This window comes from Chromobacterium sp. ATCC 53434 (assembly GCF_002848345.1).
Classification (GTDB): domain Bacteria; phylum Pseudomonadota; class Gammaproteobacteria; order Burkholderiales; family Chromobacteriaceae; genus Chromobacterium.
Genome location: NZ_CP025429.1, coordinates 4,608,804 through 4,624,788 on the forward strand (window position 1 = coordinate 4,608,804; position 15,985 = coordinate 4,624,788).

General features: G+C 68.9%; 17 protein-coding genes. 15 read left to right on the top strand and 2 right to left on the bottom strand.

From position 1 onward, the window contains the following. Window position 1 precedes the first annotated feature (1 nt). The 12 genes from CXB49_RS20510 (at window position 2) to CXB49_RS20565 (ending at window position 9,475) form a co-directional block, all read left to right on the top strand. Window positions 2-376, top strand: coding sequence for a hypothetical protein (locus CXB49_RS20510; protein ID WP_101710084.1), 375 nt, complete (start codon window positions 2-4; stop codon window positions 374-376). Window positions 377-527: 151 nt separating this feature from the next. Next, window positions 528-1,751, top strand: coding sequence for a molybdopterin-dependent oxidoreductase (locus tag CXB49_RS20515; protein WP_101710085.1), 1,224 nt, complete (start codon window positions 528-530; stop codon window positions 1,749-1,751). Next, on the top strand, window positions 1,748-2,071 hold the full coding sequence (locus CXB49_RS20520) for a sulfite:cytochrome C oxidoreductase subunit B (protein ID WP_101710086.1): 324 nt from the start codon (window positions 1,748-1,750) through the stop codon (window positions 2,069-2,071). Before CXB49_RS20515 ends, CXB49_RS20520 begins: the two co-directional genes overlap by 4 nt. Before the next feature lie 163 nt (window positions 2,072-2,234). Then, entirely contained in the window at window positions 2,235-3,056 is an 822-nt protein-coding gene (locus tag CXB49_RS20525) for a CPBP family intramembrane glutamic endopeptidase (protein ID WP_101710087.1), read from the top strand. A gap of 124 nt (window positions 3,057-3,180) precedes the next feature. Then, a complete protein-coding gene (gene purE, locus CXB49_RS20530; protein WP_046156077.1) occupies window positions 3,181-3,669 on the top strand; it encodes a 5-(carboxyamino)imidazole ribonucleotide mutase in 489 nt (162 codons plus the stop codon). Continuing rightward, window positions 3,669-4,799 (top strand): 5-(carboxyamino)imidazole ribonucleotide synthase, encoded by a 1,131-nt coding sequence (locus CXB49_RS20535; RefSeq protein ID WP_101710088.1) that lies wholly within the window; start codon window positions 3,669-3,671, stop codon window positions 4,797-4,799. Before purE ends, CXB49_RS20535 begins: the two co-directional genes overlap by 1 nt. 104 nt (window positions 4,800-4,903) lie before the next feature. Then, window positions 4,904-5,638 carry a tetratricopeptide repeat protein gene (locus CXB49_RS20540; protein ID WP_101710089.1) on the top strand — a complete coding sequence of 245 codons (735 nt, stop codon included), beginning with the start codon at window positions 4,904-4,906 and terminating at the stop codon, window positions 5,636-5,638. Window positions 5,639-5,645: 7 nt separating this feature from the next. Then, window positions 5,646-6,317, top strand: a complete 672-nt coding sequence (locus CXB49_RS20545) for a DNA alkylation repair protein (RefSeq protein ID WP_101710090.1) — start codon at window positions 5,646-5,648, stop codon at window positions 6,315-6,317. Window positions 6,318-6,343: 26 nt separating this feature from the next. Beyond that, complete coding sequence (locus CXB49_RS20550; protein ID WP_101710091.1) at window positions 6,344-7,222, top strand: phosphoribosylaminoimidazolesuccinocarboxamide synthase; 879 nt, start codon at window positions 6,344-6,346, stop codon at window positions 7,220-7,222. Between the two features lie 105 nt (window positions 7,223-7,327). Further along, window positions 7,328-7,909 (top strand): GNAT family N-acetyltransferase, encoded by a 582-nt coding sequence (locus CXB49_RS20555; protein ID WP_101710092.1) that lies wholly within the window; start codon window positions 7,328-7,330, stop codon window positions 7,907-7,909. A gap of 16 nt (window positions 7,910-7,925) precedes the next feature. Further along, entirely contained in the window at window positions 7,926-8,867 is a 942-nt protein-coding gene (locus tag CXB49_RS20560; RefSeq protein ID WP_101710093.1) for an alpha/beta fold hydrolase, read from the top strand. Then, a complete protein-coding gene (locus tag CXB49_RS20565; protein ID WP_101710094.1) occupies window positions 8,864-9,475 on the top strand; it encodes a glutathione S-transferase family protein in 612 nt (203 codons plus the stop codon). The genes CXB49_RS20560 and CXB49_RS20565 overlap by 4 nt, the downstream gene beginning before the upstream one ends. 31 nt (window positions 9,476-9,506) lie before the next feature. On the opposite strand, the gene CXB49_RS20570 is transcribed toward CXB49_RS20565, so the two are convergent. Then, complete coding sequence (locus tag CXB49_RS20570; protein WP_101710095.1) at window positions 9,507-10,076, bottom strand: carbonic anhydrase; 570 nt, start codon at window positions 10,074-10,076, stop codon at window positions 9,507-9,509. 194 nt (window positions 10,077-10,270) lie between these two features. On the opposite strand from CXB49_RS20570, the gene CXB49_RS20575 reads away from it, so the two are divergent. After that, a complete protein-coding gene (locus tag CXB49_RS20575) occupies window positions 10,271-12,292 on the top strand; it encodes an NADPH-dependent 2,4-dienoyl-CoA reductase (RefSeq protein WP_101710096.1) in 2,022 nt (673 codons plus the stop codon). A gap of 64 nt (window positions 12,293-12,356) precedes the next feature. Here the strand turns inward: CXB49_RS20575 and CXB49_RS20580 are convergent, their stop codons facing one another. After that, window positions 12,357-13,085 (bottom strand): bifunctional 2-polyprenyl-6-hydroxyphenol methylase/3-demethylubiquinol 3-O-methyltransferase UbiG, encoded by a 729-nt coding sequence (locus CXB49_RS20580; RefSeq protein WP_101710097.1) that lies wholly within the window; start codon window positions 13,083-13,085, stop codon window positions 12,357-12,359. Between the two features lie 391 nt (window positions 13,086-13,476). On the opposite strand from CXB49_RS20580, the gene CXB49_RS20585 reads away from it, so the two are divergent. Both CXB49_RS20585 and CXB49_RS20590 read left to right on the top strand, forming a co-directional pair. Then, window positions 13,477-14,736, top strand: coding sequence for a deoxyribonuclease II family protein (locus CXB49_RS20585; RefSeq protein WP_158300972.1), 1,260 nt, complete (start codon window positions 13,477-13,479; stop codon window positions 14,734-14,736). A 205-nt stretch (window positions 14,737-14,941) separates the two neighbouring features. Then, window positions 14,942-15,934, top strand: coding sequence for a PHB depolymerase family esterase (locus CXB49_RS20590; protein WP_101710099.1), 993 nt, complete (start codon window positions 14,942-14,944; stop codon window positions 15,932-15,934). The last annotated feature ends 51 nt before the right edge of the window (window positions 15,935-15,985 follow it).

A 15,985-nucleotide genomic window follows, 5' to 3' on the forward strand; every position in this document is an offset into this window, starting at 1 on the left:
CATGAAAACCACCCATGCCGCGCGCGCGCTGAGCGCGCTGTTGCTGCTGGCCGCCGGCCCGCTGTCCCAGGCCCAGCCGCTCGCCGTGCGCGAAGACGGCGAGACCGCCGTCAGGCTCAGCGGCACCGTCATCGGTCCGATCTCGTCCGGCAGCAAGGCCGACGGCACCCTTTTCAAGGCCTACCATCTGAAACTGGCCCAGCCGCTGACGCTGGACGACGGCGCCGAATGCGGCGAGCAGGACAAGCGCAGCCTGGCGCTGAACCAGGAAGACATGGGCCGCTACAAGGGCCGGGCCATCACCGTCAAGGCCAAGGTGTTCTGCCAGACTAACCGCACCGGCACCTACCATCTGAGCGACATCGCGGTGCAATAAGACCCTGTTCGCGATCTTTTTGCGGCGGCGGCCGTTTTCCGCCGGATGCGGGGTGCACCCAGCGCCCCACCTGTCCCTTCCTCCGGTCGACAGCCGCCGCGCCGCCGCCTAGCATCGCCCCATTTCCCCCGCTTTCCCCGGGCTTGCGATCATGGACGACGATGCGCTGCGCCGACGCGCGGTACTGAAGGGCGGCCTCGCCGCCGCCGCGCTGCTGGCGCTGCCGGGCCGGGTCCGCGCCGCCTGGCTGGACCAGGGCTTCGACAACGGCTGGCGCGAGCTGGTCCCATACCCGCAGAAGATGCCGCTATTGCGCATCACCACCCGGCCGGTCCATCTGGAAACGCCGTTCTCCCAGTTCGATCGCGGCCTGATCACCCCCAACGAGGCGGTGTTCGTCCGCTACCACCTGGCCGGCCATCCGCTGGACATCGACCCCGCCGCCCACACGCTGACGATAGCCGGCAAGGTGAGCCGGCCGCTGACGCTGACATTGGCGGAGCTGAAAAAGCGCTTCGAGACGGTGAGGCAGACGGTGGTGATGCAGTGCGCCGGCAACGGCCGCGGCCTGTCGCAGCCCAGGGTGCAGGGCGCGCAGCTCGGCAACGGCTCGATGGCCTGCGTCGAGATGGCCGGCGCGCGGCTGGCCGACGTGCTGGCCGCCGCCGGCGTCGACGACGGCGCGCGCCAGATCGCCTATCGCGGCACAGACCAGCCGGCGCTGGAGGCAACGCCGTCCTTCGTCCGCTCGCTGGACCTCGCCGACGCGCTGCGGCCGGAGGCGATGATAGCGTGGGAGATGAACGGCCGGCCGCTGCCGGTGCTGAACGGCTATCCGCTGCGCCTGGTGGTGCCGGGCTTCTACGCCGCCTACTGGATGAAGCATCTGTCCCGCATCGACGTGCTCGACCATGTGTTCGACGGCTGGTTCGCCAGCCAGGCCTATGTGGTGCCCGACACGCCGGACAACGGCGTGCCGCCCGGAACCAGGCCGGACAGGACGGTGAGGCTGACCCGGATGAAGGTGCGCAGCTTCATCACCAATTTCTCCGACGGCGACATCGCGCCGGCGGGCCAGCTGGCGCTGCGCGGCATCGCCTTCGACGGCGGCAGCGGCATCCGCCGGGTCGACGTCTCCGCCGACGGCGGCGCGAGCTGGCTGCCGGCCCGGCTGGGAAAGGACGCCGGCCGTTTCGCGTTCCGGCCGTGGACGCTGACGCTGGACGACGTGAAGCCGGGACCGCTGACGCTGATGGCACGCGCCACCGCCAACGACGGCCAGGTCCAGCCCGCGGCCCAGCCGTGGAATCCAGGCGGCTACGCCCGCGACGTGATCGAGCGGCTGGACATCATCGTCACCGAGGCCGGACGATGAGGGCCGCGCTGCTGTTGACGCTGCTGCTGGCCGGCCCCGCCGGCGCGGCAAGCATCTCGCTGCCGAACGAGACGGCGATGCTGCCGGACAGCGGCCATCCCGGCTATCTGCCGGCGCTGCAGCGCTGCCTGATCTGCCACTCCGCCGACTACATCGCGCTGCAGCCGGATTTCGACGAGGCGCGCTGGCGCGCCATCGTCGACAAGATGCGGCTGGCGTTCAAGGCGCCGGTCCCGGCGGAGGAGGCGGCACCGATCGCCGCCTATCTGGCCGACGCCCAGCGCCGCCGGCTGCTGCGGCCGCATCCGCCCAAGCCCTGACAGTCCTTTCGCGACAGCGGGCCGGCAGGAACAGGCCGGGACGCGCTTGCCGCCCGCAGGCCAGGCCCCCAAAATACGCAAACATCATTAATGGGATCCAGTTTGGCCCCCCGTCTGTCTGCCGTTATCATCGGACGCTTGCCCATCCCGAGACGGAGACGCCATGTTCACGCTTTCCACCCTGACGCTGGCCGCCTACGGCCTGATGGCGCTGGGCCTGATCGCCGCCAGCCTGCGCCAGGAAGCGCCCGGCTGGATCGCGCTGACCACCAGCGCGATGGTGGCGCTGGCCGCCGGCGTGCTGCAGCCGCTGGGCCTGCTGGCCGCGGTCATCGTCGCCGGCCTGACGCTGGCGCTGCGCCGCTACCCGCGGCCGGAGCTGTACCTGGTGTGGATAGCCGCGCTGTTGGCGCTGGCCGTGCACGCGCTGCCCGGCTTCGACAATCCCTTGCTGTGGCAGGGCAAGGCCAGCGCCGCCAGCGCGCCGTACCGGCTGTTCTGGAGCTACGACAAGGGCCTGGCCGGCCTGCTGCTGTTGCTGAATCTCGCCCGCGCGCCGCTGCCCGAACGGCAGCTGGGCTGGCCGGCGGCGGCCGTAGGCGCCTTGGCGCTACTGTTCGTGTTCGGCATCGCCTCCGCCGTCGGCGTCATAGGCTTCGCGCCGAAATGGCCGGACTGGCTGCTGCCGTGGCTGCTGGCCAACTGCTTCCTGGTATCGCTGGTGGAGGAGGCCTTCTTCCGCGCCGGCGTCCAGCGCTGGCTGGAGTTGCGCACCGAACCGTTCGCCGCGCTGATGGCGGCGTCGCTGCTGTTCGGCCTGGCCCATCTGGCCGGCGGCTGGGCCTGGGTGGGCCTGGCCACGCTGGCCGGCATAGGCTACGGCCTGATCTACGCCGCGCGGCGCCAGCTGTGGCTGGCGGTGCTGGCCCATCTGGGCTTCAACACGCTGCAGCTATTGTTGTTCACCTATCCGAAACTGGCTTGAAGGCGTCGATTCGAGCCAGCTTTATTCGCTAACTGTCTTGATCTGAAAATAAAAAACCATAACGGGTAGTCTGCGGCATCGGTTAAAATTGCGCTTTCGTTCACCATCAGCGAGCAGCATCTCCATGATTGAAGTCGGCATCGTGATGGGTAGCAACAGCGACTGGGAAGTGATGCAGCACGCCGCCCGCGTGCTGAAAAGCTTCGGCATCGCCTGCGAAACCCGCGTCGTCTCCGCCCACCGCACCCCGGACCTGCTGTTCCAGTACGCCGAAGAAGCCGCGCCGCGCGGCCTGGCGGCCATCATCGCCGGCGCCGGTGGCGCCGCCCACCTGCCGGGCATGCTGGCCGCCAAGACCCATGTGCCGGTGCTGGGCGTGCCGGTGCCGTCCAAATACCTGCGCGGCGAGGATTCGCTGCTGTCCATCGTCCAGATGCCCAAGGGCATACCGGTGGCCACCTTCGCCATCGGCGAGGCCGGCGCCGCCAATGCCGCGCTGTTCGCGGTGGCGATGCTGGCGACCACCCGCCCGGAACTGGCCGAAAAGCTGACGGCCTTCCGCAAGCAACAGGAAGAAACCGTGCTGGCGATGACGCTGCCGGAGGTCGAATAATGGCCGCCATCCTGCCGCCGGCGATGCTCGGCATACTCGGCGGCGGCCAGCTGGGCCGCATGTTCGTCGTCGCCGCCAAGACCATGGGCTACCGCGTCACCGTGCTGGACCCGGACGAGAACGCCCCCGCCGCCGCCTACGCCGACCGCCATCTTCGCGCGCCGTACAACGACCCCGCCGCGCTGCGCGAGCTGGCCGACAGCTGCGCCGCCGTCACCACCGAATTCGAGAACGTCAACGCCGACGCGATGCGCGAGCTGGCGCGCCGTACCCGCGTGTCGCCGTCCGGCGACTGCGTCGCCGTCGCCCAGGACCGCATCGCCGAAAAGGCGTGGATCAACAAGGCCGGCCTGCCCACCGCGCCCTACCTGGCGATCGAAAGCGTCGAGGACATCCAGGTCGACCTCTCGCCCTACCTGCCCGGCATCCTGAAGACCGCCCGTCTCGGCTACGACGGCAAGGGCCAGGCGCGGGTGCAGACCGCGGCCGAGGCGCGCGCCGCCTACGCCAATCTCGGCGGCCAGGCCTGCGTGCTGGAAAAGATGCTGGACCTGCAGCTGGAAGTGTCGGCCATCGTCACCCGCGTCAGCCCGGCGCAGAGCGCGGTGTTCCCGGTGGCGGAAAACCTCCACAAGGACGGCATACTCGACGAATCCATCGTGCCGGCGCGCATCGCCCCGGCGCTGGCGCGGCAGGCGCAGGACATGGCCAGGCAGCTGGCCGAGGCGCTCGACTACGTCGGCGTGCTGGCGGTGGAATTCTTCGTGCTCGCCGATGACAGCCTGGTGGTCAACGAGATCGCCCCGCGCCCGCACAACTCCGGCCACTACACGCTGACCGCCTGTCTGACCGACCAGTTCCAGCAGCAGGTGCGCGCGATGTGCGGCCTGCTGCCGGGCCGCACCGACCTGCTCAGCCCGGTGGCGATGGTGAATTTGCTCGGCGACGTGTGGAAAGAGGACGGCCGCGAGCCAAACTGGGACGTGCTGATGGAGGCGCCCAACGTCCAACTGCACCTGTACGGCAAGAAAAACGCGCGGCCGGGCCGCAAAATGGGCCATTTCAACGTGATGGCCGCCAGCGCCGACGAGGCGCTGGAACAGGCCAGGGCGCTGAAGGACACCTTGTAGCATGCCGAGCGGGTCCATTTCGCCGCCCCCGCCCGGCCGGTAGGCTGAACGTGGCGCCGCTTGTCCGGCGCCCGACCGCTACCGAACGACACAAGGTTTCCACGATGAACACGATTTCTACATTCCCGTCCCTGTTCCGCCCGGCCCGCCTGGCCTCCTTGCTGTGCGCGCTGGCGCTGGCGCCGCAATTCCCGGTCCAGGCCGCCGAGACGCCGGCTTCCCAGGCGCTGGCGCCGCAAGCGGCCGCCGCGCCGCTGGCCGAACAGGCCTACCAGCTGATGATGTCCGGCCAGCAAGCCAAGGCCCACGAGCTGTATCTGCAGGCCGCCGCGATGGGCAACCGCCGCGCGCTGTCGACCTTGGCGGAAAGCTACGGCCGCAACCGAAACGGCTTTCTGAAATCGCCGTCGGTGAAAAAGGACTACCCGCGCCTGCTCGGCCTGCTGGAGCGCGCCGCGCGCTATCCGGAACCGGAGGGCAGCGGCTACTGGCTGCAGAGCGACTACGCGGTGCTGCTGGCCACCGCGCCGGCGCCGTACCGCGACGCCAAGCGCGGCGGTCAGTTGCTGGAGCAACTGATGCGACAGCATCCGTCGATTGCAGAATGTTATCTGCTCGGCCAGATGCACGAAGAGGGCCGGGGCTTCGCCGCCGATGGCCAGCAGGCCGTCTACTGGTACCAGAAGGCCTTGAGCGCCGACGCCAGCTACGCGCCGCCGTACATCCAGCGCGCGCTGTCGCGGCTGTACCGCACCGGCGCCGCCAATCTGCCGCCGGACGCCAAGAAGGCGCGCGAGTGGGCCGACAAGGCCAAGCGCAATCCCGGCTACCAGTCCTGACGCCGCCATGGCCCCGAGCGCCGAGCCGACCGAACTGCGCGCCCTGCTGAGCGCCGCCGCCGACCCGGCGCGCGCGCCGGCGATGCGCGCCTATATGCGCGGGCAGTTCGACTTTCTCGGCGTCGCCGCCCCGCTCAGGCGCCGGGCCGCCGGCGCGTGGATCCGCTCGCACGACGCGGCCGGCCCCGACGGCTGGCTGGCGCTGGCCGAAGCGCTGTGGCGGCAGCCCGAGCGCGAGTTCCACTACGTGGCGCTGGACCTGCTGGCCCGCCACGCCGCCGCGCTGCCGGCCTCGGCGCTGCCCAGGCTGCTGGCGCTGGCGACGGCCAACGCCTGGTGGGACACCGTCGACGGCCTGGCCGCCTGGGCGGTCGGCCCGCTGGTGCGGAGCCGGCGCGAGCTGCAGGCCGATATGGACGGGCTGGCCGGCGACGCCGACTTCTGGCTGCGCCGCGTCGCCATCCTGCACCAGTTATATTGGAAGCGCGAAACCGACGCGGCGCGGCTGTTCCGCTACTGCGGCGCCAATGCCGCCGATCCTGAATTCTTCATCCGCAAGGCGATAGGCTGGGCCTTGCGCGAGTACGGCTACACCGACGCCGAAGCCGTCCGCAGCTTCGTCGCCGCCACCGCGCTGTCGCCGCTATCGCGGCGCGAAGCGCTGAAACGAATCCAATAGCAACCCCCGCCCGCGAAGGAAGCATGATGACCGGACTGAACACCACCCATCTGAAGAGCCTGAACAAGATCTACTCCGGCAAGGTGCGCGACCTCTACGAGATCGACGACAAGCGCATGCTGATGATCGCCACCGACAGGCTGTCCGCCTTCGACGTGATCCTGGACGATCCGATTCCGGCCAAGGGCCAGATCCTGACCGCGATCTCCAATTTCTGGTTCGACAAGCTGAAGGACGTGGTGCCCAATCACCTGACCGGCGACAAGCCGGAAGACGTGGTGTCGGCGGAGGACCTGCCGCAGGTCGAGGGCCGCGCCGTCGTCGCCAAGCGCCTGAAGGCCGTGCCGATCGAGGCGGTGGTGCGCGGCTACCTGGCCGGTTCCGGCTGGAAGGAATACCAACAGTCCGGCTCGGTCTGCGGCATCGCGCTGCCGGCCGGCCTCAGGGAGGCGGACAAGCTGCCCGAGCCTATCTTCACCCCGTCCACCAAGGCGGCGGTCGGCGACCACGACGAGAACATCGACTTCGCGCGATGCGAGGCCATCGTCGGCAAGGAATTGGCGGTCAAGGTGCGCGACACCGCCATCCTGCTGTACCAGGCGGCGTCCGAATACGCCGCGACGCGCGGCATCATCATCTGCGACACCAAGTTCGAGTTCGGCCTGGACGAGGACGGCACGCTGACGCTGATGGACGAGGCGCTGACGCCGGACTCCAGCCGCTTCTGGCCGGCCGACAGCTACCGGCCGGGCAGCAATCCGCCGTCGTTCGACAAGCAGTTCGTCCGCGACTGGCTGGAAGCCTCGGGCTGGAACAAGCAGGCCCCGGCGCCGGCGGTGCCGCTGGATGTGCGCGAGAAGACCGCCGCCAAGTACCGCGAGGCGCTGCAACGGCTGGCCGGCTGAACGCGCGAAGACCGGCGTCCGGCGCCGCCGCTCCCGGCGGCGCCCTTGAGCAGCGGGCCGCATTGCGACTACTATCTACTGCCTTGTCATAACAGTCGCAACGCCATGTCCGCCGCCCAAGCCATACTCGACACCCCCCGCCTCCGGCTATTGCCGGCCGATCCCGCCCGGGCGCCGGCCGTGCTCGATTACCAGCTGCGCAACCGCGCCCACCTGGAACCGTGGAACCCTACCGCCAGCCAGCAGTTCTACACCGCCTCCCACTGGGCGATGCAACTGCGCCAGGCCGTCCGCAGCTGGGAAGACGGCGTCAGCGCGCGTTTCCTGCTGGCGACGCAGGCCGAGCCAGACCGCGTCATCGGCACCGTCGGTTTCAGCAACATCGTCCGCGGCGTGTTCCAGGCCTGCCATCTCGGCTACGGCATAGACCGAGCCTACGAGGGCCAGGGCCTGATGCGCGAGGCCTTGCAGGCGGCCATCGCCTTCGCCTTCGACGACTTGCGGCTGCACCGCATCCAGGCCAACTACCAGCCGCACAACCTCCGCAGCGCGGCGTTGCTGAAACGGCTGGGCTTTGTCATCGAGGGCCAGGCCAAGCACTACCTGTTTCTCGACGGCGCCTGGCGCGACCATGTGCTGACCTCGCTGATCCACCCCGATTTCGACAGCCGCGCCCTGCTGGGCTGAATTCCGGAGAACGCGCATGCGCAGCCTGACCCTAGCCGCCGCCGACGGCGCCGCCATTCCGCTATGCCAGTGGCTGCCAGCCGGACAGGCGCGCGCGGCGGTGCTGATCTCGCACGGCATGAGCGAATACGCCGCCCGCTACCACCGTTTCGCCGGCGCGCTCGCCGCCGCCGGCTACGCGGTGTACGCCCACGACCACCGCGGCCACGGCGACTCGACGTCGCCGCGCGGCTGCTTCGCCGCCGACGACGGCTGGCGCAAGGTGGTCGACGACGTCGAGACGGTGCGCCGCCACGCCGCCGAACGGCATCCGGGCCTGCCGGTGGTGCTGTTCGGCCACAGCATGGGCAGCTTCATCGCCCGCGCCCACTTCCTGCGCTACGGCGGCCGGCTGTCCGGCCTGATGCTGTCGTCCACCGGCTACCGCCAGCGGCCGCTGGCCCGCCTGCTCGGCGCGCTGGCGCGCTGGCTGGGCCGCGGCGACGGCCGAGACCGGTCCAGCCGGCTGATGGCGGCGTTGGTGTTCGGCAGTTTCAATCTGGGCTTCCCGCCATGGCGGACCAAGATGGAATGGCTGAGCCGCGATCCGGCCGAGGTGGACGCCTATCTGGCCGATCCGCGCTGCGGCTTCGATCCGACGCCGGGGCTGTGGGCCGACCTGTTCGCCGGCATCGTCGACATGGAGGACGGCGAGGCCGCCGGCGCCGGCGTCAACCGTCGCTGTCCCATCCTGCTGTTCGCCGGCAGCCGCGATCCGGTCAGCCTGGGCCGGCTGGCGCTGGGCCAGCTGGAAATCCGCTACCGCGACGCCGGCGTGCTGGACCTGCAAAGCAAGGTCTATCCGGGCGGCCGCCACGAGATGCTGAACGAAAGCAACCGCGCCGAGGTGGAGGACGACATCCTGGCCTGGCTGGCCAGGATCGTCCCCGCCCATCCCATTCCGAAGGAGTCGACATGATAGAAGTGCACCACCTGAACCAATCGCGCTCGCGCCGCATCACCTGGCTGCTGGAGGAACTGGGCCTGGATTACCGCGTGATCGCCTACCAGCGCGATCCCGAGACCCGGCTCGCGCCGCCGGAATTGAAAGCCATCCACCCGCTGGGCAAGGCGCCGGTGCTGCGCGACGGCGACACCGTGCTGATCGAGTCCGGCGCCATCGTCGACTACCTGATCCGCACTTATGGCAAGGGCCGTTTCGCGCCGGACATCGCCTCGCCCGACTACAACCGCTACGTCCAGCTGCTGCACTACGCCGAAGGCTCGGCGATGCTGCCCATCCTGCTGCAGCTCTATGTCGGCAGGCTGGGCGAGGCCGGCGCGCCGCTGCATCCGCGGATAGACGGCGAATTGTGCAACCACCTGGGCTATCTGGACGGCGAGCTGGAAGGCCGCGACTACTTCGTCGGCGACGCGCTGAGCGGCGCCGACGTGCAGCTGTCCTTCGTCGCCCAGATCGCGGTCGCCGGCGACGGCCGCGCCCGCTATCCGAATCTGGCGCGCTTCGTCGACAGGCTGGAGAGCCGTCCGGCCTACCGCCGCGCCGCCGACAAGCACGGCGAATGAAAGACCCCGCCAGGCGGCGGGGTCGCGGCGCTTAGGCCGGGATCTCCTCCGCCTTGCCGTCCAGCGCCATCAGATAGGTTTCCACCGCCAGCTGCGGATGCCTGGCCAGGACTTCCCGGCGCAAGGCCCGCAGCGCCTTGGCGTGAACCTCGGTCTCCTTCTCCGGCGCCTTCGCGAAATCCTCGCCGAAGGCCACCTTGTACGCGCCGCAGTCGCGATGGTCCAGCAAGACCACCCGCCGGATGTGGTGCAGGTCTATCGCGACGCCCAGGTGCTGCCAGAAGGTGGCGTTCCAGTCGGGAAACTTGTCGGTGATCGAAATCAGCGAGGCGCCGGCCAGCACGATGTGATCGTACTTGCCGCGCAAGTCCAGGCCTTCGTCCATGAATTCGCCGACGGCGTGGACCAGGCGGTAGTCCATGCACGACAGCAGCAGGGCGTCGGTGCCGCCGGCGGCCCAACTGGTCCGCGGCAGGAAGCTGCCCAGCAGCACGGCGCCGCCGCCCAGCGTGGCCAGTCTCAGGAAGCCGCGGCGCCCGACTGGTCGCTGCTCCGGGCTTGTCAGGCAATCAGCGTGAGCATGATGCGGTGATTCACACATACGATTCTCCTTGTTGATGACGGCAAGCCGTCCAGACATTGGATGGATGGCAGTCACAGTCAAGCATCCGGCGATTCCGTTGACAACTTACTTACCAGTAAGTATCTTGGCCGTCAGGGTTGACATCGCCAGACGAATCAAAGGCTTGGGCTTGCCCCGCCCGGGCCGCTACATAACGGACACGAGGAAGAAACATGAGCGCTTACCCGCACCTGCTGGCCCCGCTGGACCTGGGTTTCACCACGCTGAAAAACCGCGTGCTGATGGGCTCGATGCATACCGGCCTGGAAGAATCCCCGAACGGCTTCGAGAAAATGGCCGCGTTCTACGCCGAACGCGCGCGGGGCGGCGTGGCGCTGATCGTCACCGGCGGCGTCGGCCCGAACGCCGAAGGCTGCGTGGCCGAGGGCGCGGCCCAGCTGTCCGACGAGCACGAAGTGGAGAAACACAAGCTGGTCACCGACGCGGTGCACCGCGAAGGCGGCAAGATCGCGCTGCAGATCCTGCACTCCGGCCGCTACAGCTTCCAGGAGAAGTGCGTGTCGGCCTCGCCGCTGCTGGCGCCGATCAATTTCTACACCCCGCGCGAACTGTCCGACGCCGACGTGCGGCAGACCATCGCCGACTTCGCCAACTGCGCCCGGCTCGCGCAGCAGGCCGGCTACGACGGCGTCGAGGTGATGGGCTCGGAAGGCTATCTGATCAATCAGTTCATCGCCCGCGCCACCAACAAGCGCGCCGACGACTGGGGCGGCAGCTTCGAAAACCGCATCCGCTTCGCCATCGAAACCGTCAAGGCGGTGCGCGCGGCGGTCGGCAGCGACTTCATCATCATCTACCGCCTGTCGATGCTGGACCTGGTGCAGGACGGCAGCAGCTGGGACGAGGTGGTCCACCTGGCCGGCGAGATCGAGAAGGCCGGCGCCACCATCATCAACACCGGCATAGGCTGGCACGAGGCGCGGGTGCCGACCATCGCGACGATGGTGCCGCGCGGCGGCTTCGCCTGGGTCACCAAGAAGCTGATGGGCCGGGTGAAGATCCCGCTGATCACCACCAACCGCATCAACACGCCGGAAGTGGCCGAGGAGATCCTGGCCGACGGCTGCGCCGACATGGTGTCGATGGCGCGCCCCTTCCTGGCCGATCCGGACTTCGTCAACAAGGCCGCCGAGGGCCGCGGCGACGAGATCAACACCTGCATAGGCTGCAACCAGGCCTGTCTGGACCACATCTTCCAGGGCAAGCTGACCTCCTGTCTGGTCAACCCGCGCGCCTGCCGCGAGACCGAGCTCAATTACGAGAAGACCGCCGCGCCGAAGAAGCTGGCCGTGGTCGGCGCCGGCCCGGCCGGCCTGGCCTTCGCCACCGTCGCCGCCGAGCGCGGCCACGCGGTGACGCTGTTCGACGCCGCGGCCGAGATCGGCGGCCAGTTCAACGTCGCCAAGCAGATTCCGGGCAAGGAAGAGTTCTACGAGACGCTGCGCTACTTCAAGCGCCGCATCGAGACCACCGGCGTCGAACTGAAGCTGGGCGCCCGCGTCGCCGCCGGCGATCTGTCCGGCTTCGACGAGGTGGTGCTGGCCACCGGCATCGCGCCGCGCACGCCGGCCATTCCCGGCATCGACCATCCGAAGGTGCTGAACTACCTCGACGTGCTGAAGCACAAGAAGCCGGTCGGCAAGAAAGTCGCCATCATCGGCGCCGGCGGCATCGGCTTCGACACCGCCGAATACCTGTGCCACGAAGGCCGCTCCACCTCGCTGGACGCCGGCGCCTTCATGCGCGAATGGGGCGTGGACATGACGGGCGACACCGCCGGCGGCCTGGCGCCGCAGGGCCCGCAGCCGCACGCCAGCCCGCGCGAGGTCTATTTGTTGCAGCGCAAGACCAGCAAGGTCGGCGAAGGCCTGGGCAAGACCACCGGCTGGATACACCGCGAAAGCCTGAAAATGAAGCGGGTGAAGATGCTGTCCGGCGTCAGCTACGACCTGATCGACGACGCCGGCCTGCACATCACGGTCAAGGGCGAGGCGCAGCTGCTGCCGGTGGACCATGTGGTGATCTGCGCCGGCCAGGACCCGCTGCGCGAGCTGCAGGCGCCGCTGCAAGCCGCCGGCAAGCCGGTGCACCTGATAGGCGGCGCCGACATCGCCGCCGAACTGGACGCCAAGCGCGCGATCGACCAGGGCTCGCGACTGGCCGCCGCGATCTGATCGTTCCGTCGCCCCATGACCAAGCCCCCGCTTTGCGGGGGCTTTTGTCTGACAACGGGCCGGTCTAGCGCTGCGCGGCCACCAGCAACAGCATCGGCCGCTCCCTTTCCTCCGCCAGTTCCGGCATCGCCGCCACCTGCCCGGCGCTGGGCCCCCAGTCCTCGACGTGGCACAGCGTGAAACCTGCCGCCATCACCTGGTTGAGCAAGGTGCCGATGGTGCGGTGCTGCTTGATCACGCCGTCGGCCAGCCAGTGGGTGACGCGCGGGCCCTCGTCCTGGTAGCCGCTGACCGGCCAGCAGCGCTGTCCTTGCGCGTCCTGCAGCCATTGCGGCAGCCGGGCGGCCATGAAGATCGGGTGCTCGATCGAGAACACCAGGCGGCCGCCCGGTTTCAACGCCTGGTGGCAGGCGGCCAGCAGGCCGGCCAGGTCAACAATGTAATGCAGGGTCAGCGAGCTGTAGACCAGATCGAAGGCGGCGGGCGGCAATTGCAGCGTTTCCAGGTCCTGGCGCCGGTATTCGATGGCGTCGTCGGCGGTCATCGCCGCGGCCTGGGCCAGCATCTTTTCCGAGACGTCCAGACCCAGCGCCGAACCGGCGCCGGCTTCGCGCGCCCAACGGCAGAACCAGCCGTAGCCGCAGCCCAGATCGGCCACCGCGCGGCCCGCCAGCGCCGGCAACAGCGCTTGCAGGCTGGCCCATTCCGGCGCGCCGGCCAAGCCGTGGACGGAGCGGTTCAATTGGCTGTAGCCATGGAAAAACTCAGGGGTGTCGTAAATGTTTTGCGTCATTGTCAAAAAACTCCATGTCGAGACATGCCGACGGCTGGGCGTTTGATGCCAACAAGACAAGCCCGGCCGCGTGCGGCGGGGCTTGAGGGGGCGGAGCTAGGCTCCCGGGATGCGCGCGCACTCCTCCCCCTCACCCCGCGATGGGGTGATGACGGGTCTGGAGACGATCAGGGTGTCGAGTTCGCGCATTCGTCCATTTTACCCGTTTTTCCCGTCGCTTGCCGGGATGTGGATAACTTGGCGCATCGCGAGAGACTGTGGATGGATCGCCACTTGGTTAACAAATGTTGCGGTGACGCCCGCCTTAAAACTCTCTACATAATACTCGATCAGCATGGCGCGGCCGCATCCGCGGCTCGTACATAACAATACCGATCAAAGGAGAAATGCCATGCCCATCCTGCCTTCCTGGCGCCAGACCTGCCTGGGCCTGACGCTGGCCGCCGCCGCGCTGTGCGGCCACGCCGCCCCGTCCCCGCTGCTGGACGCCAGCCATCCGGTCAACTGGTGGTTCGCCTTCAAATTCAACGCCGCGTCCTTCCCCGGCTGCGGCGGCGGCGCCGCCGTCAACAGCTGCCAGTTCGGCGGCAATCCGCAGACCTACACCAGCGGCAGCAGCTACAGCCAGCAGTACATCTACGCCAGCAGCAGCCAGCCCAGCCTCTCCCAGGGCGACGGCTGCGTCGGCGACACCCAGGCCGATCCGGTCGGCGCCACCTTCGGCCAGATCTACAACGGCACGCTGAATTACGTGGTGTGGAACGACCAGTTCTACGGCGATCCGGCCATCGCCAGCTGCTCCGGCGACGCCTGCGACGCGCCGTGGGGCCACTCCAAGGGCGTGCTGGCCTGGGACGCCCAGGGCAACGGCGTGGTGATGCAGGTCAGCACACCGTCGTGGCCGGCCTCCGGCAACGCCCAGTATCCACGCACCAGCGACGGCAACACGCTGGGCTGCGTCGCCGACAACGACGTCGAGGTCAGCCAGCACTTCTTCTCGCTGAAGCTGAGCCACGCCGACGTGCTGGCGGTGCTGCAGGGCCTGGCCAACGCCAGCGTCGTCACCGATCCGGGCAATCCGCAGATCGTCCAGAACGGCGGCCCGGCCGACATCCAGAGCGCGGTCAGCCAGCTGGGGCAGAAGTCCGGCAGCAAGACGCCGCAAGTCAGCAAGCTGTCCAGCGGCGTCACGCTGATCTCCAAACCGTCGGCGCTGCACGTGGCGCCGTGGCAGCTGGTGTCGGCCGAGATGGGCGGCATCGCGCTGCGCGCCGCCACCTGGTGGGAGTCCAGCAAGAGCTACGCGATCCCGACCACCACCCAGTCCGGTGCGCCGGCTTGCTGGGACAGCAGCCTGCCGACGCCGGGACCGGTGGCCATCGCCACCTCCGGCAGCTGGCAGGGCCAGACCTTCTCGCTGAAGGGCGGCCTGGGCAAGAACTACAACCACGCCAAGATCGGCGTCAGCACCAGCGGCGGCACCGCCTACGCGATCTTCGGCGACATGAACCAGGAGGGCGCGCTGTCCGGCAACTGCGCCAGCGCCCAGAACGGCCGCGGCGGCCTGTTCTTCGCGCTGCCGAACGCCGCGCTGGCCCAGTCCATCGGCAAGCTGATCGGCGGCAGCACCGCCGCCGCCGCCGCGCGCTAGGCGCGGCCCTGCCGGCGCCGGCCTGGGAAACCGGCGGCCAAAGCGCCGACGCGGCCCGCCTTTCAGGCGGGCCGCTTGCTTATCGGCAAGAAAATCAACATTTGTCATTGCCATTTGGTCAATGATTTGCCATTTTCATCATGAATGCCGGCCCGGAGCGGCCATCCGGCCGCGCCGACGGCATGTCTTCCAAGGAGGAGCGTCGATGAAACGCAAGTCATTGTTCTGCCTGCTCGCCATGCTGGCGGCGACGGCCTGGGCGGCCGAGCCGCTGCCGGCCTTCCACGGCGACGCCAAGCAGTCGTCGGTGTCCGGCCTGTCGTCCGGCGCCTTCATGGCGGTGCAATACCAGATCGCCTATTCGGCGTCGGTGGTCGGCGTCGGCGTCGTCGCCGGCGGGCCGTACTACTGCGCGCTGGGTTCGCTGGCCGGCACCACCGCCTGCATGAGCGGGCCGCCGCCGCAACCCGGCCAGCTGCTGGCCGGCGCCGCCCAGTTCGCCGCCGCCGGCCGGATAGACCCGCTGACCAATCTGGCCACGCGCCGCGTCTATCTGTTCAGCGGCAGCCAGGACAACACGGTCAAGACCCAGGTGGTCGACGCCGCCGCCGAATTCTTCCAGCTGGCCGGCGTGCCGGCGACCCAGATCGCGTACGAGCGCAGGCTGCCGGCCGGCCACGCCCAGATCACGCCGGCCTACGGCAACGCCTGCGGCGCCACGGCGTCGCCGTATGTCAGCCATTGCGAATGGCAGGGCCGCGGCTACGACCAGGCCGGACTGATCCTGAAGCAGATCTACGGCGCGCTGCAGCCCAAGGCGCAGGCGCCGGGCGGACGCATCGTCCGCTTCAACCAGAAGCCCTACGCCGCCGCCGGCAGCAGCCTGGCGGACGAAGGCTACGTCTACGTGCCGCGCGCCTGCGCCGACGGCGAGGCCTGCCGCGTGCACATCGCGCTGCACGGCTGTCAGCAATACGCGGACAAGGTCGGCGACGCCTTCTACGTCCACGCCGGCTACAACGACTGGGCCGACAGCAACCACATCCTGGTGCTCTACCCGCAGACCACGGTCAGCGCCGCCAATCCGCAGGGCTGCTGGGACTGGTTCGGCTATACCGGACCGGCCTACGCCTGGCGCGACGGGCTGCAGATGCGGGCTCTGAAGGCGATGGCCGACCGGCTGGTGTCGGCGCGCTGAGGCGGAGCCGAAACGACGATGCCCCGCCGAAGCGGGGCATCGCGCTACCGA